21 protein-coding genes and 1 tRNA gene are annotated in these 21,251 nt (G+C 70.4%); 10 read left to right on the forward strand and 12 right to left on the reverse strand.

Features of this window, described 5'->3' with window-relative positions; all coding sequences use genetic code 11:
- Nucleotides 1-260 precede the first annotated feature (260 nt).
- The 7 genes from ABZ801_RS40405 to ABZ801_RS40435 all read right to left on the reverse strand — a co-directional run bounded on the left by ABZ801_RS40405 (nt 261) and on the right by ABZ801_RS40435 (nt 4,981).
- Entirely contained in the window at nt 261-677 is a 417-nt protein-coding gene (locus tag ABZ801_RS40405) for a hypothetical protein (protein WP_360708951.1), read from the reverse strand.
- 8 nt (nt 678-685) lie between these two features.
- Nucleotides 686-1,855 (reverse strand): CU044_5270 family protein, encoded by a 1,170-nt coding sequence (locus ABZ801_RS40410; protein ID WP_360708954.1) that lies wholly within the window; start codon nt 1,853-1,855, stop codon nt 686-688.
- Nucleotides 1,852-2,463: an RNA polymerase sigma factor gene (locus ABZ801_RS40415; protein ID WP_360708957.1), complete on the reverse strand. Its 612-nt coding sequence runs from the start codon at nt 2,461-2,463 to the stop codon at nt 1,852-1,854. Before ABZ801_RS40415 ends, ABZ801_RS40410 begins: the two co-directional genes overlap by 4 nt.
- A gap of 87 nt (nt 2,464-2,550) precedes the next feature.
- The gene (locus ABZ801_RS40420; RefSeq protein ID WP_344949703.1) at nt 2,551-2,943 is read right to left on the reverse strand and encodes an ATP-binding protein; all 393 of its coding nucleotides are present in this window, start codon (nt 2,941-2,943) and stop codon (nt 2,551-2,553) included.
- Between the two features lie 263 nt (nt 2,944-3,206).
- Nucleotides 3,207-3,722 (reverse strand): hypothetical protein, encoded by a 516-nt coding sequence (locus ABZ801_RS40425; RefSeq protein ID WP_360708960.1) that lies wholly within the window; start codon nt 3,720-3,722, stop codon nt 3,207-3,209.
- Between the two features lie 71 nt (nt 3,723-3,793).
- Nucleotides 3,794-4,273: a nucleoside deaminase gene (locus tag ABZ801_RS40430; RefSeq protein ID WP_360708963.1), complete on the reverse strand. Its 480-nt coding sequence runs from the start codon at nt 4,271-4,273 to the stop codon at nt 3,794-3,796.
- Nucleotides 4,274-4,339: 66 nt separating this feature from the next.
- Nucleotides 4,340-4,981 (reverse strand): TetR/AcrR family transcriptional regulator, encoded by a 642-nt coding sequence (locus ABZ801_RS40435; RefSeq protein WP_360708966.1) that lies wholly within the window; start codon nt 4,979-4,981, stop codon nt 4,340-4,342.
- Nucleotides 4,982-5,040: 59 nt separating this feature from the next.
- On the opposite strand from ABZ801_RS40435, the gene ABZ801_RS40440 reads away from it, so the two are divergent.
- The 3 genes from ABZ801_RS40440 to ABZ801_RS40450 all read left to right on the forward strand — a co-directional run bounded on the left by ABZ801_RS40440 (nt 5,041) and on the right by ABZ801_RS40450 (nt 7,605).
- Nucleotides 5,041-6,093: an aldo/keto reductase gene (locus tag ABZ801_RS40440; RefSeq protein ID WP_360708969.1), complete on the forward strand. Its 1,053-nt coding sequence runs from the start codon at nt 5,041-5,043 to the stop codon at nt 6,091-6,093.
- A gap of 95 nt (nt 6,094-6,188) precedes the next feature.
- On the forward strand, nt 6,189-6,590 hold the full coding sequence (locus tag ABZ801_RS40445; protein ID WP_360708972.1) for a DUF5959 family protein: 402 nt from the start codon (nt 6,189-6,191) through the stop codon (nt 6,588-6,590).
- A 526-nt stretch (nt 6,591-7,116) separates the two neighbouring features.
- The gene (locus ABZ801_RS40450; RefSeq protein WP_360708975.1) at nt 7,117-7,605 is read left to right on the forward strand and encodes a hypothetical protein; all 489 of its coding nucleotides are present in this window, start codon (nt 7,117-7,119) and stop codon (nt 7,603-7,605) included.
- A 106-nt stretch (nt 7,606-7,711) separates the two neighbouring features.
- On the opposite strand, the gene ABZ801_RS40455 is transcribed toward ABZ801_RS40450, so the two are convergent.
- Together ABZ801_RS40455 and ABZ801_RS40460 are read right to left on the reverse strand one after the other, a co-directional pair.
- Nucleotides 7,712-8,185: a carboxymuconolactone decarboxylase family protein gene (locus ABZ801_RS40455; RefSeq protein WP_344949728.1), complete on the reverse strand. Its 474-nt coding sequence runs from the start codon at nt 8,183-8,185 to the stop codon at nt 7,712-7,714.
- A gap of 963 nt (nt 8,186-9,148) precedes the next feature.
- On the reverse strand, nt 9,149-10,381 hold the full coding sequence (locus ABZ801_RS40460) for a hypothetical protein (protein ID WP_360708978.1): 1,233 nt from the start codon (nt 10,379-10,381) through the stop codon (nt 9,149-9,151).
- Between the two features lie 2 nt (nt 10,382-10,383).
- Between ABZ801_RS40460 and ABZ801_RS40465 the strand changes: the two genes are divergently transcribed.
- A complete protein-coding gene (locus ABZ801_RS40465; RefSeq protein WP_360708981.1) occupies nt 10,384-10,617 on the forward strand; it encodes a hypothetical protein in 234 nt (77 codons plus the stop codon).
- Nucleotides 10,618-10,842: 225 nt separating this feature from the next.
- On the forward strand, nt 10,843-11,268 hold the full coding sequence (locus tag ABZ801_RS40470) for a class I SAM-dependent methyltransferase (RefSeq protein WP_360708984.1): 426 nt from the start codon (nt 10,843-10,845) through the stop codon (nt 11,266-11,268).
- A gap of 155 nt (nt 11,269-11,423) precedes the next feature.
- On the opposite strand, the gene ABZ801_RS40475 is transcribed toward ABZ801_RS40470, so the two are convergent.
- On the reverse strand, nt 11,424-12,365 hold the full coding sequence (locus tag ABZ801_RS40475) for a hypothetical protein (protein ID WP_360708987.1): 942 nt from the start codon (nt 12,363-12,365) through the stop codon (nt 11,424-11,426).
- 364 nt (nt 12,366-12,729) lie between these two features.
- Here ABZ801_RS40475 and ABZ801_RS40480 point away from each other — a divergent pair, with 364 nt between their 5' ends.
- Nucleotides 12,730-12,891, forward strand: coding sequence for a hypothetical protein (locus tag ABZ801_RS40480; protein WP_360708990.1), 162 nt, complete (start codon nt 12,730-12,732; stop codon nt 12,889-12,891).
- 89 nt (nt 12,892-12,980) lie between these two features.
- Here ABZ801_RS40480 and ABZ801_RS40485 read toward each other — a convergent pair.
- A tRNA-Gly gene (locus tag ABZ801_RS40485) sits at nt 12,981-13,054 on the reverse strand.
- A 104-nt stretch (nt 13,055-13,158) separates the two neighbouring features.
- Between ABZ801_RS40485 and dcd the strand changes: the two genes are divergently transcribed.
- Nucleotides 13,159-13,734: a dCTP deaminase gene (gene dcd / locus ABZ801_RS40490; protein WP_344949795.1), complete on the forward strand. Its 576-nt coding sequence runs from the start codon at nt 13,159-13,161 to the stop codon at nt 13,732-13,734.
- A gap of 10 nt (nt 13,735-13,744) precedes the next feature.
- Here the strand turns inward: dcd and ABZ801_RS40495 are convergent, their stop codons facing one another.
- Nucleotides 13,745-14,713 (reverse strand): YafY family protein, encoded by a 969-nt coding sequence (locus tag ABZ801_RS40495; protein ID WP_360708993.1) that lies wholly within the window; start codon nt 14,711-14,713, stop codon nt 13,745-13,747.
- 91 nt (nt 14,714-14,804) lie between these two features.
- On the opposite strand from ABZ801_RS40495, the gene ABZ801_RS40500 reads away from it, so the two are divergent.
- From ABZ801_RS40500 to ABZ801_RS40510, 3 genes are all read left to right on the forward strand, one after another.
- Nucleotides 14,805-15,335, forward strand: a complete 531-nt coding sequence (locus ABZ801_RS40500) for a DinB family protein (RefSeq protein ID WP_360708996.1) — start codon at nt 14,805-14,807, stop codon at nt 15,333-15,335.
- A gap of 1,176 nt (nt 15,336-16,511) precedes the next feature.
- Complete coding sequence (locus ABZ801_RS40505) at nt 16,512-18,392, forward strand: multicopper oxidase domain-containing protein (protein ID WP_360708999.1); 1,881 nt, start codon at nt 16,512-16,514, stop codon at nt 18,390-18,392.
- 1,534 nt (nt 18,393-19,926) lie between these two features.
- Complete coding sequence (locus ABZ801_RS40510; RefSeq protein ID WP_344949807.1) at nt 19,927-21,201, forward strand: glycine betaine/L-proline ABC transporter ATP-binding protein; 1,275 nt, start codon at nt 19,927-19,929, stop codon at nt 21,199-21,201.
- The last annotated feature ends 50 nt before the right edge of the window (nt 21,202-21,251 follow it).

Below are 21,251 nucleotides of genomic sequence, written 5' to 3' on the forward strand. Positions count from 1 at the left end.
TCGGACTTGGCCACTGCGGCGTCCGCCTTCGCTTCAGTTGTCGTCATCAGGTGTCACTCCTTGATCAGGAGTTACACCGAAAACCGTACAGTCCCAGACACCCAGTACATCGGCCCTGAGCGTGCGACGGCGGACGGGACGATCAGCGTGCGCACGGTCCGGTTTGTGGGCGTCGTCAGCGGGTTGGCCGCTTCGCCAACGGCAGCGAAGCGGCCGTGTGCGGGGGCGTAGGCGTGGGGGGCGCGTGGGTTGTCTGTCGGTCAGGGGGTGGGGGGCGGGGCGGTGAGGAGGGTTTGGATGGTGGGGCGGAGTAGGCGGGCTATCTCGTCCGGGGAGGCGTTGGCGAGCGGCGGCAGGTCGAGCATCTGGTGGCCGAGGGTGACGCCGAGCATCAGTGAGATCGCCAGGGCGGCGCGGAGGGCGGCGTCGTCGCCGGGCAGGGCGGCGGCGAGCTGGTCGATCTGGTCGGTGAGGGCGGAGCGGGCGGTGGCGGCCGCGTCGGGGTGCGTGAGTGCGGGCCGCGGTTCGCCATGCCGGGGCTGCTGGTGCTGCGGATCCGGGACGGCGAGATCACGCACTGCCGCGACTACCTGGACGGCCTCGCGCTCACCGAGCTCGCGTCGTCCTGAGCACGGCGAGGAGCCCAGGGGCACGGCCCTGGGCTCCTCGGTCGGCATGGCATGGCTCAGCGGGGGGCCGAGTCGGTCCAGGCGGTCTTGATGACCGTGGTGGACTGGAGCGGCGTGCCCGCGGGCAGGTTCGCGTTCGCACCCGCCGGCTTGAGCACGACGATCTCGTCGGACAGCGCGTTGCCGGTCCCCGGGTCGATGATCAGCCGGTGCTGCAGGACGCCGTTGGGCGTGCTCGTGGTCACGGCCACGGCGGCGCCGGTGCGGCCCTGGGCGTCCTTGACCTCGCCGACGGAGCGCACCGTCTTGAGTTCGGCGAGCATCCGGAACGCCGCCGCGCGCACCTCGGGCTTGACCGGCATGTCGATGACTAGCCCCCGCGTGACCTGGAACAGCCACTCGTCGGAGGCCATCGGCACGCTGGACGACTCGGTGTCGTGCCCCTTGTACCAGCGCAGCAGCGACTTCTTCAGCCGCGCCGGATCGGCGGGCAGCGACCGCAGGTCCTTCATCGTGACGTTGCGGCCGAGCCAGAACACCTTGTCGCCGTCCACCAGGGACGTGCTGCTGAGCTGGGGCTTGCCCGGGGCCGCGTTGAGTTCCGCGTTCTTGTACCGGGAGGCGCCGCGTCCCTTCGGCGCGACGGGTGTCTTCACCTGGAAGGTCGACGGCGACCCCGCGCGCTGCCAGGCGGCCTGGTCGGCCTTGGTGGCGGGACGAACCCCGAGGGACTGCTGCCGGCCCCACTGCCTGCCGCCGGGAGCGCTGGGCGTCCAGCCCTCGCTTCGCTCCTCGGACACGACCGTGTAGTCCCCCTGGGGCGACGTCGCCCGGAAGTAGCTGCGCACCACGGTCGCCTGGTACCAGTAGGCGCGGACGTCCTCGGTCTGCTTGTCCGCCTGGTCGGCGGCCGCGAGCAGGACGGTGCGGGCGTCCATCGCGCGGGGGGCGCCGGACGCGCCCGGCCGCACGGTCGTCGGGGAGTCGGTGCCGGTGCCGGTGCCGGTGAGCGTGGTCGCGGCGACCAGGGCGGCCGTGGCGGCGCCGACCAGTCCCAGCCCCCACATGGGACGGACGCGGCGTCGCGGGACGACCCGTTCGGCACGGGAGTGGCCCGTCCTCGCGCGCGCCAGTTCGGCGGCGCGGGTGGCGGGGTCGACCGGCGCGTCCGGATCCAGCTCGGCGGGACGGGCGGCGGCCAGCGCGCGCAGCACGTCGCGGCTCATGACAACTCCTCACTGATCATCTGCACGGGGGGGCGCGCGGCGCGGTCGCGCTGGGGCGGCACCCGCCCCGCCGACGGTGGGACCGGCACCCGTTCGGGCGGGATCTCCTCCGCGGCGCGCCGCAGCCGGCGACGCGCCCGGTGCAGCCGGACGCGCAGCGTGGCGGACGAGCAGCCGACGACACGGGCGGCGTCGCGCGGCGTCAGCCCCTGCCAGGCCACGAGGATCAGCACCTCGCGGTCGACCTCGGGCAGGGCGGCCAGGGCGCGCAGCACGGCGTGCCGTTCGGTCACGTCGTCGGCGATGTCGCCCGCGGACGTCACCGTCCAGTGCCGCAGTTCCTGGGCGAACTCCTCGCGTCGCCGTTCCGCGCGGTGGTTGTCGCGCAGCACGTTGCGGGCCACGCCCAGCAGCCACGGCAGCGGCGGGTCGGGCACATCGCGCAGCCGCCGCCAGGCCACCGCGAAGGTCTCGCTCACCACCTCGTCGGCGATCTGCCGTCCGGCGCGCGCGGCCGCGTACGCCCACACCCGTTGTCGGCAGTCGTCGTAGATCGCGGCGAAGCGCCGCTCGTCGTCGGGCGCTTCGCCCGGCGCGTCATGGGGCACCGCCCGCACCTCCGTCCATCCCGGTGTGTTCCGTCACCAGGAAGTGGTCCGGGCGGTGCCATCGTTACCGGACGGACGGAGAAAGTTCTAGGAGACCGTGAGCGACTTCTCGAAGTGCACGACCGACCCGGGAGCGTGCGGCCGGGGCGCGATGCGCAGGTCCTCGGTGAAGGCGCGGATGAGCTGCAGCCCGCGGCCGTGCTCGGCGCCGAGCGGGGCGGGACCTCGGTCCCAGCTCGACGGGTCGGCGGCGCGCCGGCCGCCGTCGATCACCTCGATGACGCACACCGTGTCGTCCAGGTGCGCGCGGACCTCGTACTCCTCCCCCGCGTTGGCGTGCCGGATGACGTTGGCGCACGCCTCGCCCAGCGCGAGCGCGATGTCGGCGCGGATCTCGCCGGTGACGCCGAGCCCGCTCAGCGACGCGTCGAGTGTGCGCCGGGCGAGCGGGGCGCTGCGCGCGTTCCTCGGGAGGGTCATTTCTATTACGACCTCCATGCCGGACGCCCTCCATTCCCCTCGTTGCAGGGTGTCTGCCCGGATGGTGATTTCGAAAACGCCCGGCGTCCCGTATGGGCGGATTATCATGATCATTTCGCGTCGACGACCCGCCCGTATCCGGGCCAAACGGGCGGCCAAGGTCATCGCACAACCGAGCCGCCCCCGAGGTCAGGAAGATATTCGCGCCCGGCCCTTCGCAGCCCGGCTCCGGGCCGCGCGGACCGCCGCGCCGGGCGCCGGGCTCAGCCGGGAAGGCCGTCCGGTTCCAGGCCGGCGAGCAGGCGGGCGACGTCGAGCCCCGTCGTCAGGTAGTCGACGAAAAGCCGATTGTTGAGCGCCCACGGGGACCGCTGCCGGCGGAGGAGGAAGATCGCGTCCTCGGTCGTGAAACCCAGCGTGACCAGCGCGTGCGCGACGACCAGCCCCGACCGGTTGTAGCCGGAATGGCACCGCACCAGCACCCGGCGGCCCGAACGCACCGCCGCCGCGGCCAGGTCGGCCAGCAGGCACACGGCCTCCAGCTGGTCGGCGCTCAGCGGACCGTCGGGCAGGTCGACGTGGTGGTGGTCGATCCAGGCGGGCGGCCCGTGTCCCTCCCGCCGGTAGAGGCTGATCACGACGTCGAACTGGGCGTCCACCACCGCGGGCGCGAGCTGCCCGCCCGCGTCGCGGTACTGGTGCCCGCCCATCCACAGGCCCGGAACGATCTCGTTCCACGGGGCGTCGGCATCGGGTGCCCGCCGGCCCTCGGTCCGCATCACGCACTCCCAGTCGCCTCACCGGACATCCGTGGTACGGACGCCGAGCCCCATTCAGTTCGATCTTGCCCCTAGCCGGCCCCGTGGAAACGGCGGTGCAGCGCGCGCACCTGTTCGTCCAGGCCGGGCACCGGGCCCTCCACGACGACGTCCGGCGCCACCTCGTTCACCGGCAGCGTCCGCACGGGAGGCCGCGGCACGCCCAGCTCGTCCAGCCAGGACGCCAGCTGCTGCGACGACGCCACGTACACGATGCGCCCCAGCCCCACCCATGCGTGCGCGGCCGCGCACATGGGGCAGTGCTCGCCGGAGGTGTAGACGGTGGCCCGCGCGCGCTCCTCCGGGGTCATGTTGGTGGCCGCCCACCGGGCCAGCGCGAACTCCGGATGCTGGGTCTGGTCGCCCCCGGCGACGCGGTTGCGGTCCTCGCCCCGGACGGTGCCCTCCCCGTCGACCAGCACCGACCCGAACGGCTCGTCCCCCGCCTCCAGCGCCTCTGCCGCCAGCTCGACACAACGGCGCAGGTACTGGAGCTCCCCTTCGTCCACCATGGCGCGCATCGTAGCGGCTCATGCCGACATTCCACGCGCCGCGGGCACGCCGCCAGGGGCCGCGGTTCACCCCCGCACGACGTAGGCGCCGGCCCGTGCCGCCGCGACGGCGGCCTCGGCGGCCCGGTCGGCGGCGGCCTCGTCGAGCGGGTCGCCGCTGGCCAGCAGGCGGTAGTAGAGAGGCGCGGACACGGCACGGACGACTTCACGGGCGTCCGTGCCCTCGGGCAGTTCCCCCCGTTCGACGGCCTCCTCCACGCACGGCGCCCACTCCGCGATGCGGGTGTCGTAGAAGCGGTGCAGGGCCTCGGCCGTCCGGGCGTCGCAGACCGCCGCCGCGATCACGGCCTTGAAGAGCGCGCCCTGGCGCGGGTCGGTCAGTGTCCGCTGGACGAGCCGGGCGTTGGCCTTGAGGTCCTCGGCGACCGATCCGGTCCTGGCGCGCGGCAGCGACTGCTCGGCCATGTCCGTCAGCAGGTCGGCCACCAGCCCGGCCACCGACCCCCAGCGGCGGTAGACGGTGGTCTTTCCCACGCCCGCCCGCCGCGCGATCTCGGCCAGGTCGAGGTGGTCGAAGCCCTGTTCGGCCAGGGCGTCCCCGGCCGCCCGCAGCACGGTGGCGCGCACCCGTGCCGTCCGCCCGCCCGGCCGGACCGTCCCCGGCCGTCCCTCATCCGGTTCCAAATGGGCCTCCAGTTCCGTTAGCACCCGGATGCATGCTACCGTCCTCACTAACGGAACTCCCGTCCCATTAACGGAGGTTGACCATGGAGTACCGACGGCTGGGCGCGTCCGGCCTCAAGGTCCCCGCGCTGAGCTTCGGCGCCGGAACGTTCGGCGGCCGCGGCGAACTGTTCGGCGCGTGGGGCGACACCGACGCGCGGGAGGCGCGCCGTCTGGTGGACATCTGCCTGGACGCCGGCGTCACGATGTTCGACACCGCCGACGTCTACTCCGCGGGCGCGTCCGAGGAAGTGCTCGGCCAGGCCGTCAAGGGCCGCCGCGACCGGGTGCTGATCTCCACCAAGGCCGGCCTTCCGATGGGCGACGGCCCCGACGACGCCGGCACGTCACGTTCCCGCCTGATCAAAGCCGCCGAGGACGCCCTGCGCCGCCTCGGCACCGACCACATCGACCTGTTCCAGCTGCACGCCTTCGACGCCGGAACGCCCGTCGAGGAGGTCCTGTCCGCCCTCGACGACCTGGTCCGTGCCGGAAAGGTCCGCTACGTGGGCGTCTCGAACTTCTCCGGCTGGCAGCTGATGAAGTCGCTGGCCGTCGCCGACCGCGACCACCGGCCCCGCTACGTCGCCCACCAGGTCTACTACTCGCTCGTCGGCCGCGACTACGAGTGGGACCTGATGCCCCTCGGCCTCGACCAGAGCGTCGGCGCCCTCGTCTGGAGCCCGCTCGGCTGGGGACGCCTCACCGGCAAGATCCGCCGCGACCGGCCGCTGCCGTCCCAGAGCCGCCTGCACCGCACCGCCGACTACGGCCCCCCGGTGGACGACGACCTCCTGTTCACCGTGGTCGACGCCCTGGACGAGATCGCCGCCGAGACCGGGAAGTCCATCCCGCAGATCGCCATCAACTGGCTCCTCCAGCGCCCCACCGTCTCGTCGGTCATCATCGGCGCCCGCAACGAACAACAACTCCGCGACAACCTGGGCGCCATCGGCTGGACCCTCACCCCCGACCAGATCGCCAAACTCGACGCCGCCAGCGCCACCACCGCCCCCTACCCCCAGTTCCCCTACCACCGCCAAGAAGGCTTCGCCCGCCTCAACCCGCCTTTGCTCCCCTCTGCCGGGAACAGGTAACGAGAACCTGAATCGAAAATGACACTTTCGAACGCCCCTCCCGCCCGTTCTCCCGGCGCCCTTCCGGCCCGGCTCCGGCGGCTAATCTGGGCCGGGTGACACACGACGATCTGCCTGATCTGATCCACCTGGCCGACGACATCGGCAACAGCCTCGTCCTCCGGGTGACGGAACTGGATCCGGAAGGCCTGACGGGGGAGATCGAAGTGGCCAGCCCCTTCGTCAACGGCCGGATCAGAACCCGGGTGTCCCCGGAGGACCTGGCGGAATGGGAAACGGTCCTGGGCGACCTCGAACGAGGCGACAACACGGCCTGGCGCGAGGGCGGACGCGCCATCGAACTGTGGCTCGAATGGGACGACCACGACCGCCTGGTGGTCTCGACGATCGACGACGACTCCCGGGTGACCGTGGAACTGACAATAGAAGTGGACGAATCCTGGCTGGACGACCACTACAAACGCCTGGACACCCTCCAGAAACTCCAGTCCGCCTGACTCGCCCCTCGGCCCGTTCGCCCCCCGGAAGATCCGCCCCACGCCACCCCGCAGACAGTAAACGGCCCGACAAGCCAGAATGGCCTCGTGGCCACCCCTCAACTCTCCCCAGAAGAAGTAGCCTCGCTCCTTTACGACCTGTGCGTCGAACTCGGCTTCTGCCTGTTCCCAGAGGACCAGGCCACACTTCGCACCTCACCTCCGACGGACGTGGACTCCTTCGCGGAGGCGGTCTTCCGAGCCGAGGGCATGGACCCGTCAGCCGACGAACACCTGTGGCACCAGGTCAGGCACATGGTGGCACGAGCTTTCACAAAAGCCACCCCCAATCCCTGACACCCCACCCCCTAAAACCACACCCCCACAAAAGCACCTGTCGGCACACCCCCGCCGGCACCCCGAGACTGGCCCCCACACCGCACTGTGTAGCAACAGACACGCCACCCCGACACAAGCCTTCGAATCCTGGGGGGTCACCTCCCTTGACCTCCCGGCGTACGCGCATGCCTCCGCCCCATCTCTGACGGTGCGTCGACTGCAGACCGTCACCTCGCTGGTCGAGACGGGACGCATGAGCGCTGAGATCCGCGTCCCCAGCGCCGGCGGTCCCGTCCTCATCGAGGCCGACCTGCGTACCGGACAGATCGAGACCACGACCGAGATACCCGCCGCCGAACGAGCCCGGCCGCTCACTCGCGTGCAGTGGCTGCTCAGGCAGTTGGCCGAGGCGCCTCCGGAACTGCGGATCGAAGCCCTGAGCCCGCGCCGGACGGCGGGGCCGTGTGATCTCCTCAAGAATCTCCAGGCCGAGCCCGGCCTTCTCGTCCCGGAGGACGGGGCGCAGATCACCTCCTTCCGCCTGACGCTGCCCACCGGCATGGGCACCAAGCGAGGCGTCGAGGAGACCGGCTTCGTGCGCAGTGTGGACATCGCCATGGACCGGTTCCACCGTGAGGTGCTTCGGGTGCTCAGGGTGGATGCTTCGCCGTCTCCCGAGGCGTCGCCAAGCCGCTGATCTGATTGGCGATCCGTGCTCGGGGGGCGTCCGCCCTCGCCGTGGAGTGCTCGGTTTGAGCGGCCCCACGGTGAGGGGCGGGCTGCTCTTTGGTCGGGGGTGTCGGTCAGCCCCACTGGCCGGGCTGGTATTCGCCGGCGGGCTGCTGGGTGATGACGTTCATGCGGTTCCAGGTGTTGATGAGGGCGATGAGGGACACCAGGGCGGCCAGTTGCTCCTCGTCGTAGTGCTTGGCGGCGTTCGCCCAGGCCTCGTCGGTGACGCCGCCGGCGGCGTCGGCGATGCGGGTGCCCTGTTCGGTCAGTTCCAGGGCGGCCCGCTCGGCCTCGGTGAAGACCGTGGCCTCCCGCCAGGCGGCGATCATGTTGAGGCGCACCGAGGTCTCCCCCGCGTGCGCGGCGTCTTTGGTGTGCATGTCGAGGCAGACTCCGCAGCCGTTGATCTGGCTAGCGCGGATCTTCACCAGCTCCATCGTCGCCGCCGGCAGCGTCGAGTCCGCCACGACCTTGCCCGCCGACTGGAGGTACTTCATGTACTTGGCCGCGACCGAGGTGCCGTAGTAGTTGAAACGGGCGTCCATGGGGTTCTCCTTGCCGTGTTGGCTGCTACACCTCTTTGACGGAGCAGCCCGGCGAGATGTGACGCCCAGACGGATGTGCTGTGCGTCTCCCCGTCCCCGCCGACCGGGCGGCTCTGCCTTCGAGCCGGTGGCCGCGGCGGGCCGGGACGCGCGCTATCGGGGGCGGTGGCCGGTCGTGCTCGCCGGGTCCGCGGGCAGGTGCGATGCCAGGTCCCGCAACTGCCTGCGGGAGGTACAGGCCGAGCTTCCGGAAGATGTTGCGCAGGTGCGCGTCCACGGTGCGGGGCTGAGGAACAGCCGTCCGGCGGCGTCCTTCGACGTGACGCCCTCGGCGACGAGCAGGGCGATCCGGATCTCCTGGGGGTGAGCCGTTCCAGCGGCGTCGTACCTGGTTTGGGCGGACGGTCGCCGCAGGCGGCGAGCTCGCGGGCGGCCCGGGTCGCGAATCCGGCGGCGCCGGATCGACACCAGGGTCTCGTAGGCGCGGCGGAGCTGGATGCGCGCGTCGCCGCGCCTGGCCTCGCGTGCGGAACCATTCCCCGTAGAGCAGCCGCGTCCGGACGAGCTCCGGCACGGCGCGGGTGCGTTCCCTCCGGCGGATCGCCTCGCGGTAGAGGTTCCTCGGCGCCGGGTCCGGTGGTCAGCAGGGCGCACGACCGGAGCCCGATGCCGGCGGGCCCAGTTGGTGCCGAACGGGCGTCGGTGAGCCGCTCCATGACGGGCTCGGCCAGCTCGGGGCAGCCGCTGCGGACGGCAGCCTCCACCACCTCGGACGGGACGAACACGTCGAACCCCAGGTCGCCGTGCGCCGCGGCCCAGCGGCCGACACGCAGCGCGGTCTCGTACCGGCCCGCGCAACGGCGGAGCGGATCGGCGGGCACGCGGCGCCGCTCCCCGCCACGGCGCGGTCGACGCCGTCGACGCCGTCGTGCCGGCGATGTCACCAGCGACGGCCGGGACCGCTCACCAGATCGGCCCGGCGTCCTCCGGCCATTCCTCCGGTTCGGCGACCCAGCCGGCGAGCAGGACGAGTCCGGTGGGGCGGTGCCGGGCGAGGAACCCGAACGGGCGGTCGAACTGCGCGTCCAGCACGAGGGTCTGACCCTGCGGCGGCGCGGAGCCGGCGGCGACGCTGAGGGCGGTGACCGCCGCGGCCTTGAACCCTTCCGCGGTGAAGGTGGCGTTGACGTCCTGTACGCCCTGGTCGACCTTCAGCGGCACCCGGCTGATGCGGGGGAAGTGGCCGTGCGGGTCCGCCTGGGAGACCGTGCCCAGGCCGAACAGACCGGGCTGGGAGAGGAGGTCGTGCTGGTCGGTGAGGTCGAACCGCACGGTCATCACGCGCAGGTGGGGCGTGGGATCGTACGACGGGACCGTGATCAACTCGACCCCCGGGGCCCTGCGGGCGAGCGGTTCCGCGAGGAGCGCGGCCCCCGACTGGATCGGGTGGTGGCCGGCGAGCGCCTCCATGGCCCCGGCGAGGATCTCGCCCGGGGCGCACTCCTGCTCGCCCAGGCACAGATAGACGTCGACGTCGTCCTGGCCCAACACCGCGAACATGGTGAGCGGCCCGGCGGGCGTCTCCGCGAGTGCGAGCGGACTGAGATCGGTCCCGCCCCTGCTGAGCCCCGCCGCGGGCCGGGGCCGTCCGGCCCAGGGGCCCCGCTGCGGCCGCAGCGGGACGTCGCGGAACGGCTCCCGCCAGCTCGTGTCGATGCTCAGCGCGGTCGCGAGCACGAGCAGCGTGTCCGGGCGCAGCGCCACCGGCATCCGCGTCAGCCGTCCGCGCGTGTGCCGCTCGACCCACCCGTCCAGGCGCGGCCTGTCCACTGCCGGGTCACCGGTCAGTTCCCCCCGCGCCCCGCCCGGCGCGACGTCCAGCCACCAGGGATCCAGAGGAAGTCCGGCCAGGTTCCACAGCCCCAACGCTCCGCCGACCCCGGTGCCGCGCGCCAGGACCTCCAGCAGTTCCCGCGCGCCCCGGTCGGCGACGGCGGGGTCGAGCCCCACGGCCGCCTGCAGCTCGCTCCGTCCCGGCCCCTCGGCCGCGGCCTCCAGCAGCGCGAGCAGCGGCCAGACCCCGGCCCCCGACAGCGCCCTGGACCCGCCCGTGCACGCATACCGCACCCACCGCGCCGTCAGCGCGTTGGACGCCCCCACCACGTCGTCGATCACGGCGCAGATGCTACTGCTCACCCATGTTCCTTCTGGAGCGATTTGTCTCCCGCAACCACGACCGCCGCAACGGTGCCGTCCGGCGCAACGACGCGAGCGCCGCCACCCTCAGCGGTCACCTAGGTGGTCAAGCGCGAACCGAAGAAGGCGAAAAAGGCTCGCAAACCAAGAACCCCACTCCCCAAAAACCACTCCTGAGCTGCGACTTCGCCACCCCCAAACTACTGACGGAAATCGCCGCCGCGCCGTCACCTTGAAAAGTTTCGCCCGTTGATCAACCATCACCAGCGGCGCCACTGACCTGCCCCTAAGCGCAAACTGCCCCGTCAACGACCGTGATCTCCGCTCTAACAACCACGCGTCCGGCCACATTCACGGCGGCCGCAGTGAACAAAAGCCGGGTCGCCGAAAAATGGGTCGCCTTACGCGCATGCACGTGTGACCATGATTCGGCCCTTCACGCGTGACCACTGGGAGACACCATGGAAGGCTTCGATCCCGCCAAGAGTTTCGGCTACGAAGTGTCGAAGCGCTATGACGGCTTCCCCCGTGGGGACGAGGAGCAGACCGTCAGGTTCCTCGCCGGGCTCGCCGGTGGACGGCGCGCGCTGGAGTTCGCGGTGGGCACCGGCCGCATCGCCCTGCCGCTCATGCGGGCGGGGGTCCCCGTGGACGGCATCGAACTGTCACAGGACATGGTCGATCGGCTCCGCGAGAAGCCGGACGGCGACAAGATCCCGGTGACGATGGGCGACATGTCGCGCGTCACCACCGGCCGTACCTACGGGCTCGTCTACCTGGTGTTCAACACGATCGGGAACCTCCTGACCCCGTCACCATCGCCGCAGGGGGCATCATCTTCGAGCCGATCCGGCTGCGCCAGGCCCATCCGCCAGAATTCGACCTGATGGCCCGCGTCGCGGATCTTCGTCTACCCGACAGATGGGGCGGCTGGGAACAAGAGCCGTTCACGGCGTCGAGCTGGCGGCACATCAGCGTCTACACACACCGGTAACAGCACCGGGAACGTGGCATCCCGCGGCCCGTGCGGTCTCCGAAGCCGTCAAACCGAAGCACTGTCAGCAGGAGGGACACGCCAGACAATCTCAATCTGCTCGGGTCCGGTTCCTGGGGGGCCGACAAGCACGTGATCTAGGAGATAAAGAAAGACGAGCCGCTGCGCTTGCGGCGACATCGTGTTCCACTTGTCCGGGGTCATGGTGAGCGTTTCTCGAAGCACGACGACGTCGGACTCGAGTTCCTCGATCTCGGCGATGGCCTCCTCGGCGTCCCCACGGCGGTCCAGCGCTGCAGCCGAACGGCCCAGGACGTTCGGCTCTTCGCTGATCCGCCTGAGCACCTGTTCGGTAATGAAGGCATCGAGGACCTCAGGGGCGATTTCGGCATGCTCGTTCCCGTCCTCATCGTCGCCGCCTGCGACCCATCCTCCTTTGAGGACGTGGAGAAGCGTCCTGAGGAAGGCCTCGGGGCCGACATCCGCGATCACGCGGAGATTGGCGGCTATCCACTCCTCTTCCGAGACGATCGGCTCATGCGGCCATGCCAATTGCGGGTCTATCTCGATCGCGTAGATCGGATTGACCATGAGCCGAGCGATATCGCTCGCGACCCACTGCTTGCCGTCTCCATGCACGCCGTCCGCGGGATCGGAGTGGATGAGCTGCTCCACCGCGCCGTATTCGCCCACCGACGCGGCCTTCCAGAGCGACATGAACCGGCCGACCTCCGCGGCAGCATCTCGGGGAGCGGACACCCTGAGATGGACCAGCGCCCGCACCAGCGTCTCAAGGGTCTCCCAGCGTGGAAGCGTCTTACCGCTGATGATCGTACGGACCCGCTCGTGGCTCAGGGTCCCAGGAAACTCCTCCGCCTCGACCCTGCTTATCGTTCGCGTGCTCGGCCATCCCGCCGCGGCGTGGATCTCCTGGAGAGCGACCACGAGGTCTCGGTGCGGCCCCGGCGGGAGGGCGTCTTCGTCCAGCATCGGAATCCGAGGCATGTCGTCCCCCGTCAACTAGTGTCACATCGACGCGGGATTCTAACCCTCCAGGAACGGTTTCCCTCGATCATCTGTCATCTATCGACTCGCCCGATCGCCGACGCCGCAGACTCGAATCATCGAGTTCACATCGCGAGAGGACTGTGATCATGGACGAACGTCCGAGGAGAAAGAGAGTGGGGGAGTTCCTCGCCAGGTACGGGGCAGTGCTGATCGCCGCCGGCAGACTGCTCTATGACCTGTTCGTGCGGGACGGTGACCTACGCTGAACCCCGCACTTCGGCTGAGATCGCTTCGACTCCCCGGACACCAGGACGGCCCGTAGGAACGGTGACAGAGGCCTGCGCGCATGGGGCACGACAACGAGCGGGCTGCGCTGCGTTACCAGCACAGGTCAGCCAAGGGTGATCGCGCTATCGCCGATGGTCTCGACGCGCTGGTTCAGGCTGAGCGTGGTCAAGACGACGACGAGGGCGGCGGCGCTGCGGGGGTGCTGGTGCCGGTGGCCTAATGGCACGCTAATGGCCCGGGGGCTGCGGACAGGCGGGGGCAAGATCAAGGCCCAGATCGGAGGACCGTCTCTGACCTGGGCCTTGATGCTGGAGCGGGTGACGGGAATCGAACCCGCGCTGTCAGCTTGGGAAGCTGAAGTTCTACCATTGAACTACACCCGCGTGGCGGTGGTGGCCGCCTCGCACATCGTACCGGAAACCAGGGGGTTGGTGAGAACGGTGTGCGGAGGCCGCGGGGGTGCCGCGGACCCGGTAGCGTGCTTGACGTGCTGCTCTCCGATCGTGACATCAGGGCCGAGCTCGAATCCGGGCGGGTGAAGATCGACCCGTACGAGCCGAGCATGATCCAGCCGTCCAGCGTGGACGTGCGGTTGGACCGGTACTTCCGGGTGTTCGAGAACCACCGGTATCCGCATATCGATCCGGCCGTGGAGCAGAGCGACCTGACGCGGCTGGTGGAGGTGGACGCCGAGGAGGCGTTCGTGCTGCATCCCGGGGAGTTCGTGCTGGCCTCCACCTACGAGGTGTTCGGGCTGCCGGACGACCTGGCGGCGCGGCTGGAGGGCAAGAGCTCGCTCGGGCGGCTGGGGTTGCTGACGCACTCCACGGCGGGGTGGATCGACCCCGGGTTCAGCGGGCACGTGACGTTGGAGCTGTCCAACGTGGCGACGTTGCCGATCAAGCTGTGGCCGGGGATGAAGATCGGGCAGATGTGCCTGTTCCGGACGAGCTCGCCGGCCGAGCACCCGTACGGGTCGGCGCGGTACGGGTCGCGCTACCAGGACCAGCGGGGGCCGACGCCGTCGCGGTCGTACCTGAACTTCCACCGCACCAAGGTCTGAGGCCCCGCGTTCACCGCCCTTTGGCGTAGGCGCGGTGGAAGCGGGTCGCCCAGTTGTGGAGTTGGTCGAGCAGTTCGGGCGGGTGGAGGACGCGGAAGTCGGCGTCGAGAGCGCCCAGCGCCATGGTCGGCCAGTCCAGGGAGTCGGTGGTCATGTGCACCCGGCAGTGCTCGGCGTCGATCTCCTCGACGGTGCTCCAGCGGCCCATGCGTTCGCGGACGGTCACGGCAGGGGCGTCGACGAGCACCTCCACCTGGTAGGGGCGGGGCAGGTTCTCCAGGCCGGCGCGGACGAACTCGGCGGCGTCGGCGGCGGGCAGGTCGCGAGGACGGAACCGGGTGCCGGTGCCGTCCGGTGCCGAGAGCCGGTCGACCCGGAAGCTGCGCCAGTCGTGCCGGGCGAGGTCGTAGGCGACCAGGTACCAGCGCCGCCCGAGGGGGACGAGCCGATGCGGTTCGACGTGCCGGTCGGTGTGGCGGCCGTCGGCTGCAGTGTAGGAGAAGCGGAGTTGTTCGCTGTCGCGGCAGGCCAGCGCGAGCGTGGTGAGGACGCCGGGGTCGACGCCCGCCCTGCCCGGACCGCCCCAGCCGGCGGGCACGGTCATCGCGCGAAGCGCCTCGACCCGGCGGCGTAGCTGGGGCGGCATCACCTGGACCACCTTGGCCAGCACGCGTACCGAGGACTCGGCGATGCCCTCGACCGCGCCCTGCGCGGCGGTCTGCAGCCCCACCGCCAGGGCGACCGCCTCCTCGTCGTCGATCATCAGCGGCGGCAGGGCCGCGCCGGCGGCCAGCTGGTAGCCGCCGTCCACTCCCCGCTGTGCCTCCACCGGGTAGCCCAGCTCACGCAGCCGGTCGATGTCCCGGCGCAGGGTGCGGACGGAGACGCCCAGCCGTTCCGCCAGTTCGGTGCCCGGCCAGTACCGGTGGGTCTGGAGCAGGGACAGCAGTCGCAGCGTCCGGGTGCTGGTGTTCGCCACGTTCTCCATCCTCGCGCAATTGAGGTCAGAAAGTGACCGCTGTGGCTCCTAGCGTGGGTTCTGCACGCGACGACCACGGAGGGCCGAGAACATGACCGTCAACGAGCTGACCATCACCCGCGAGCGCGCCGACCTGCTGGAGATGCTGGCCAAGCAGCGGCACTTCCTGCGCTTCACCACCCGGGACCTCACCGACGAGCAGGCCGGGCTGCGGACGACCGCCAGCGAGCTGTGCCTGGGCGGGCTGATCAAGCACGTCACCTCGGTCGAGCGGAGCTGGGCGGACTTCATCGTGAACGGCCCGTCGGCGATGGGCGACTTCACCACCATGACCGAGGCGGACTGGGCCAAGCGGGCCGACGAGTTCCGGATGCTGCCCGGGGAGACGCTCGCCGGGGTGCTGGCCGCCTACGAGGAGGCGGCCCACCGGACGGACGAGCTGGTCGTCTCCCTGCCCGACCTGGACGCCGACCAGCCGCTGCCGAAGGCCCCCTGGTTCGACGGCGACGTGCGGTGGTCGGCCCGCCGGGTGTTCATGCACATCGTCGCCGAGACCGCCCAGCACGCCGGGCACGCCGACATCATCCGCGAGTCCCTGGACGGCGCCAAGAGCATGGGCTGACCAGCGCCACGGCCGGCCGGTCTGCGGTGCTGCCCAGCCGGCCGGCGCCCCGGATGTCCGGCCAGCTCCCAGTGAAGGCGGGCGGACGTCAGGCCGCGGTCGGCGAAGCAGTGCAGGCGGTCTGGAAGTTTTCGGATGGACGTGCAGGGGGCCGCGGCTTCCTCGGCGCTGCGGTCGCGTTCCATCCGGACGCGGACGGAGCCGAGCGGGTGTAAGCGGTGGGCGGCGTCGCAGGCGATCCCCTTGCCGAGGACCTGCTCAGCAAGAGCCCGCAGGGCGCTGCGGTCATCGGGGAGCCGATGGCTGAGCGCCGTCCGTCGTCGCCGTAGCGGACGAAGAAACGACGGCCGAAATCGATCCCATGCCTGGATCGCCTCGTGCCGGGCGGCCCGTGCCGGGTCGTCAGGGAAAGACGGCGGGTGCCACCCGATCCTAGGCCGCCGCCGAAGGAGGTGTCGTGCAGCTAATTGCTGATGGCAAGGGGCACGCCCGCGTTGTTCGGGCGTTAGAGGCGGCGGCGCCGGGAGGGGGGCGTCCCGCAGCACCCCCCGACGCCCCGCGGCACCGCCCGACGTCCCGCAGCACCGCCCGACGTCCCGCAGCACCGGCTGGCGGTGCGGTGGTTGGCGTCCGGCGGCGCGGTGGTTGGCGTTCGGCGTCGGCGGTCACAACGGGTGGCCGCTCCGAAGCGGCCGTGACCATTTCCTCTGATCATCTGCCATGGGCCGCAATTGCGCATTCGGCCGTGCGGGCGCGCAGGCCCAACAGCCTGACGTTTCGCCGAATCTCGGACGATATCCCGGTACAGGTTCACGACCCTCCCGATCGCCTCAGACGGCCGCACGTCCCGCCGTCCACCCGATGAGCAGCCCAAACAGCATGATTCGACAGTCTGCGAACATGCACATCCGCCGCCTTATCTCGTTACCTTTCCGGCGTTTCTGTCAGCACGACTATCGGGCGACTTCGCGGCGGTTAGTTTACCGGCGGCCGGTTTAGGCGCGCCATTTCCCGGGGCAGTCTCCAGGCGATTTCGCAGGCTGATCGCCGGGTTCGGAGGAGCTCATGTTCACGCGCAGGCAAGTTCTCAAGGTTGGCGCTGCCGCAGGTGCCGCGGCCGGCGGTGGGCTGACGCTCTTTCCCGCACGCGCCCTGGGAGCGGCACGGCTGCGGCCCATGGATCCGGCGAGAATCCCCAAGTACGTCGAGGAGCTCCTGATTCCGCCCGCGATGCCGCCAGTGGGCCGTCGCGGCGACATCACCGAGTACCGCATCGGGGTGCGGCAGTTCCGCCAGCAGGTCCTGCCGCGGTCCATGCCGCGGACCACCGTCTGGGGTTACGGCTCGACGGCGCATCCCGGGACGTTCAGCTATCCGGCTCACACCATCAACGCCAGGGTCGGCCGTCCAGTGCGCGTGACCTGGATCAACCAGCTGATGGATTCCCGCGGCGATTTCCTGCCGTCTCTGGAGGCCGTGGACCCGACCCTGCACTGGGCCAACCCGCCGGGCGGCGCCGCCCGCCGGGACTCCACGCCGGGGTTCAGCTCGACACCCGGCCCTTATCGCGGGCCGGTGCCGATCGTGACGCATCTGCACGGCGGTCACACCCTGCAGGACAGCGACGGTTACCCGGAGGCGTGGTATCTCCCGGCGGCGAGGAACATACCGCGTGAATACGCCAGGGTGGGGTCCTTCTACGACCGGTTCCGGGCTGAATCCGAGCAACGGTTCGGTGTCCGGTGGCGGCCGGGCAGCGCCACGTTCCACTACGGAAACGACCAGCGCGCCACCACCCTGTGGTACCACGACCACGCCCTCGGCATGACGCGGACGAACGTCTACTCAGGGCTGGCCGGCTTCTACCTGCTGAGGGGCGGCCCGTCGGACCTGCCGGACGGCGTGCTGCCCGGTCCGACTCCCGGTGTCGGCGACCCCAGAGGCAAGCGCTGCTTCGACATCCCGATCGTGATCCAGGACCGGTCGTTCTACGCCGACGGCTCGCTGTTCTACCCGAACAGCAGGTCGTTCGCCGGCTATCCCGGCCCGTACATCCCGGCCACGGACGTGCCGCCGATCTGGAATCCGGAGTTCTTCGGCAACGCGATGGTCGCCAACGGGAGGACATGGCCGGTGCTGCCGGTGGAACAGCGCCGATACCGGCTGCGGTTCCTCAACGGCTGCAACTCGCGGTTCCTGATCCTCAAGATCGCGGCCGACCCGGTCGCCCGGCCGGCTCGGGCGGCGCTGTCCATCTGGCAGATCGGCAGCGACGGCGGGTTCCTGCCCAAGCCCGTGCGGTTCGAACAGCTGCGGATCGCGCCCGGCAACCGGTGCGACACCGTCATCGACTTCAGCAAGGTCCCCGTGGGCACCGAACTGTGGCTCATCAACGAAGGTCCGGACACCACCATCGGCCGTGGCGCTCCCGGCGTGGACTTCCCACCGGCGAACCCGCAGACCACGGGCCAGGTACTGAAGTTCGTGGTCCGCCCGCGCAGCGGCCCCGACCGCAGCGTTCCGCCCGACCAGCTCCGGCTTCCCTCGTTCCCGTCGCTGGGCGCGGCGGCCAACACCCGCCGTCTCGTGCTCACCGAGGAGATGTCGACCGTCTCCAATCCCACCGCCAGCCCGACCCGGACGCTGCTCGGCACGATCAGCGCATCCGGTGCGGCGGTACCGCGCATGTGGGGAGACCCGGTCACCGAGTCCCCCATCCTCGGCGCCACCGAGATCTGGGCACTGCGCAATGACACCGTGGAAGCGCACCCGATCCATCTGCACCAGGTCCAGTTCCAGGTGGTCGGACGTGGTCCGGACGGCACGGCGCCACCGGGCCCGGGTGACACCGGCTACCTCGACACGGTGACCGCGCTGCCCCGGCAGACGACCCGGATCAAGGCCCGCTTCGACATCCCCGGACGCTTCGTCTGGCACTGCCACATGCTGGAACACGAGGACAACGAGATGATGCGCCCCTACGAGGTCGTCCGCCGCCGCAAGCCCACCAAGGGCAACGGCCGCCCCAAAGACCGAGCCCACGAGGCGAAGCACTAACCAAGAGTCCCGCTGGTCACGCAGGCAAACACTCCACTCTGAACACCGCAGGGCCGCCTCCCACACCGGAGGCGGCCCCGCCTTCTACGCCACGCCTCAACGCTCAGGCCCCCGCCTCATCTATTTCCACTTCCTGCCTCGCATCGAACTCTGCCTCTTTTCACCCCAGTGCTCGCAAACAACCCGCCACCCGCATCCCACCCCCACACCCCATCAGTTCCATGCATGCGCCTCGCGATGGCCACGGGGGCCTGCGCCGCGTGGCGCCGACGCGCGCGCCCCGGCCGGCGGCAAGCAGGGGGTCGCTCCGGGGCGCTCAGCCCTCCTCAATGCTCAAGGCCCACTGTCATCGATTTGCACACGGATATGTCGCATCCAGCAGCGCCCTTTTCACTGACACCGTTCATACAACGCTGCGCCCGCCTTCATCCGGCACCTCGTCAGTTTCATGCATGCGCCTCGCGATGGCCATGTGGCCCTGCGCCGCGTGGCGCCGACGCATGCGACCGGGTCGGCGACAGGCCGGGGGCCGCTCGGAGTCTCGTCAGCACTCTAGGCACACCGTCACCTGTTTCCACGCGCGCGCCTCAGCTCGAACGCTCCCTTTGCAGCAACGTCGCTCACAAAAACCCTCGGCCCCACCGGCAACACCTCGTCAGTTCCATGCATGTGTGCCTCGCGCCGAGCACCACCGCCACGATGTGCGCTCAGCCCCGGCACGCTCTCCACGCACGCGCTCGCCTGCTCACACGCACGCGCCTCGCGCCAGGCCCGTCCACCGCCACGATGTGCGCTCAGCTCCGCATGCTCTCCACGCACGCGCTCACCTGCTCACACGCACGCGCCTCGCACCGAGCACCACCGCCACGGTGTGCGCTCAGCCGCGCGTGCTCGCCTGCTTAGGCAGGCGTCTCGCGACGGGCCTCCTCCAGCGCCGCGGCGCGTGTGGAGCTTTCGCGCGCTCTTCGTGCACGTGCTCGGCTGGTTACGCGTGTGTGCCTTGGGCTGGGAGGCTCGCCCTTCCCGTGCTTGCGGCTTGCGCTTAGCAGTTCGGGACGCCGCGTAGCGCGGGATGTGTTGGGTTTGTGGCTTCGGTGATTGGTGGGGTTTTTGGTTTTCGTGAGGGAGTTCACGGGGTGTACGGGTGTTGGTGTGGGGACAGGTGGGGAGGGGTAGCGCAGGGGCTTGTGCGTGGTTGCTGGGGGGTAGGTACTGGAACGTGACATCGCGGTGGGGTGTGAGCGGAGGGCCCCACCGTGGGAGGAGTGTGCGCGGACCGCCGCGGAGTGTGACTCAGATCACCAAAAGATGAAACATCTACCCAGGGAGGGTAGTTTCAGTCGACGCACAGCGTTGACGTCCGGTTGACCTTCGCTTTGTGTGAACCACATCACGCCGGACGACAAGGCCGTGGAAGGAAACCTCGGAGCGCCTCAAGGACGCGCTCATGGAGATGTTTCCGCGCGCCCCTGGCAGCCCCCGGGGGTGGCACCCGGCTCGTACCGGGTGTCCGTGGAAACCCGGAAAGGAGACCGTGTCCATACTCCGCGCGGAAAGCGTTACCAAGCTGTTCGGCCGCAAGACCGGCGAAGCTTTGCGAAAACTTGACGCCGGTGCGGATCTGGCGGAGATCCGCGCCCTGGGCGTGACTCCCGCCGTGGTCGACGCCACGTTCGAGGTGGAGCGCGGCGAGACCTTCGTGGTGATGGGCCTGTCGGGCTCCGGCAAGTCCACGCTGATCCGGATGCTGAACGGGCTGCTGGAGCCGACCTCGGGACGCGTCGAGGTCGACGGGCAGGACATCGCCCGCATGCCCGCCAAACCGCTGCGCGAACTGCGGCAGAAGAAGATCAGTATGGTCTTCCAGCACTTCGCGCTGTTCCCCCACCGCAGCGTCCTCGCCAACGCCGCGTACGGGCTGGAGGTCCAGGGGGTGCCCAGGGAGCAGCGGGAGAAGACCGCCCGCGAGTTCCTCGAGGTGGTGGGCCTGGACGGCTGGGAGGACCACCTGCCCGGCCAGCTGTCGGGCGGAATGCGGCAGCGTGTGGGCCTGGCCCGCGCGCTGGCGTCCGGCACCGACATCGTGCTGATGGACGAGGCGTTCAGCGCGCTCGACCCGCTGATCCGGCGGGAGATGCAGGACCTGCTGCTGGACCTGCAGGGCCGGCTGGGCAAGACGATCGTGTTCATCACCCACGACCTCAACGAGGCCATGCGCATCGGTGACCGCATCGCGGTGATGCGCGAGGGCCGGATCGTGCAGATCGGCACGGCCGAGGAGATCCTCACCGACCCCGCCAACGACTACGTGGCGCAGTTCGTGCAGGACGTGGACCGTACCAGGGTCCTGACCGCCGCGTCCGTCATGGAGAAGCCGCTGGTCACCGTGCCCGCCAACACCGGCCCGCGGACGGCGCTGCGCACCATGCGCGAGCACCAGACCGGTGCGGCGTTCGTGGTGGGCCGCGACCGCAGGCTGGTCGGCCGGGTGAGCGCCGCCAAGATCGCCGACGCGGTGCAGGACGGGCGGCAGAACCTGGACGGGCTGCTCGACCCAGGCGACCTGGACCCCGTCTCCCCCGACACCCCGGTGGCCGACCTGTTCGCCCGCTGCGCCGAGAGCGACCTGCCGGTGCCGGTCACCGACGGCAGGGGCACGCTGCTCGGGGTGATCCCGCGGGTGACGCTGCTGGCCGCGCTCGGCGCGATCAGCACGCATCTGCACGAGGTCACCGACTCGGCCGCGCCCCCGGCGGAGCCCAGGGAGAACGTGCCCGCGGCGACGCGGGAGGTGAGCAATGCCGGCTGACGCCATGGTGGCGGCCGTGGAGCTGCCGCGTGCCCCGGTCGGCGAGTGGT

This window comes from Actinomadura sp. NPDC047616 (genome assembly GCF_040642915.1).
Classification (GTDB): Bacteria; Actinomycetota; Actinomycetes; order Streptosporangiales; family Streptosporangiaceae; genus Spirillospora; species Spirillospora miaoliensis.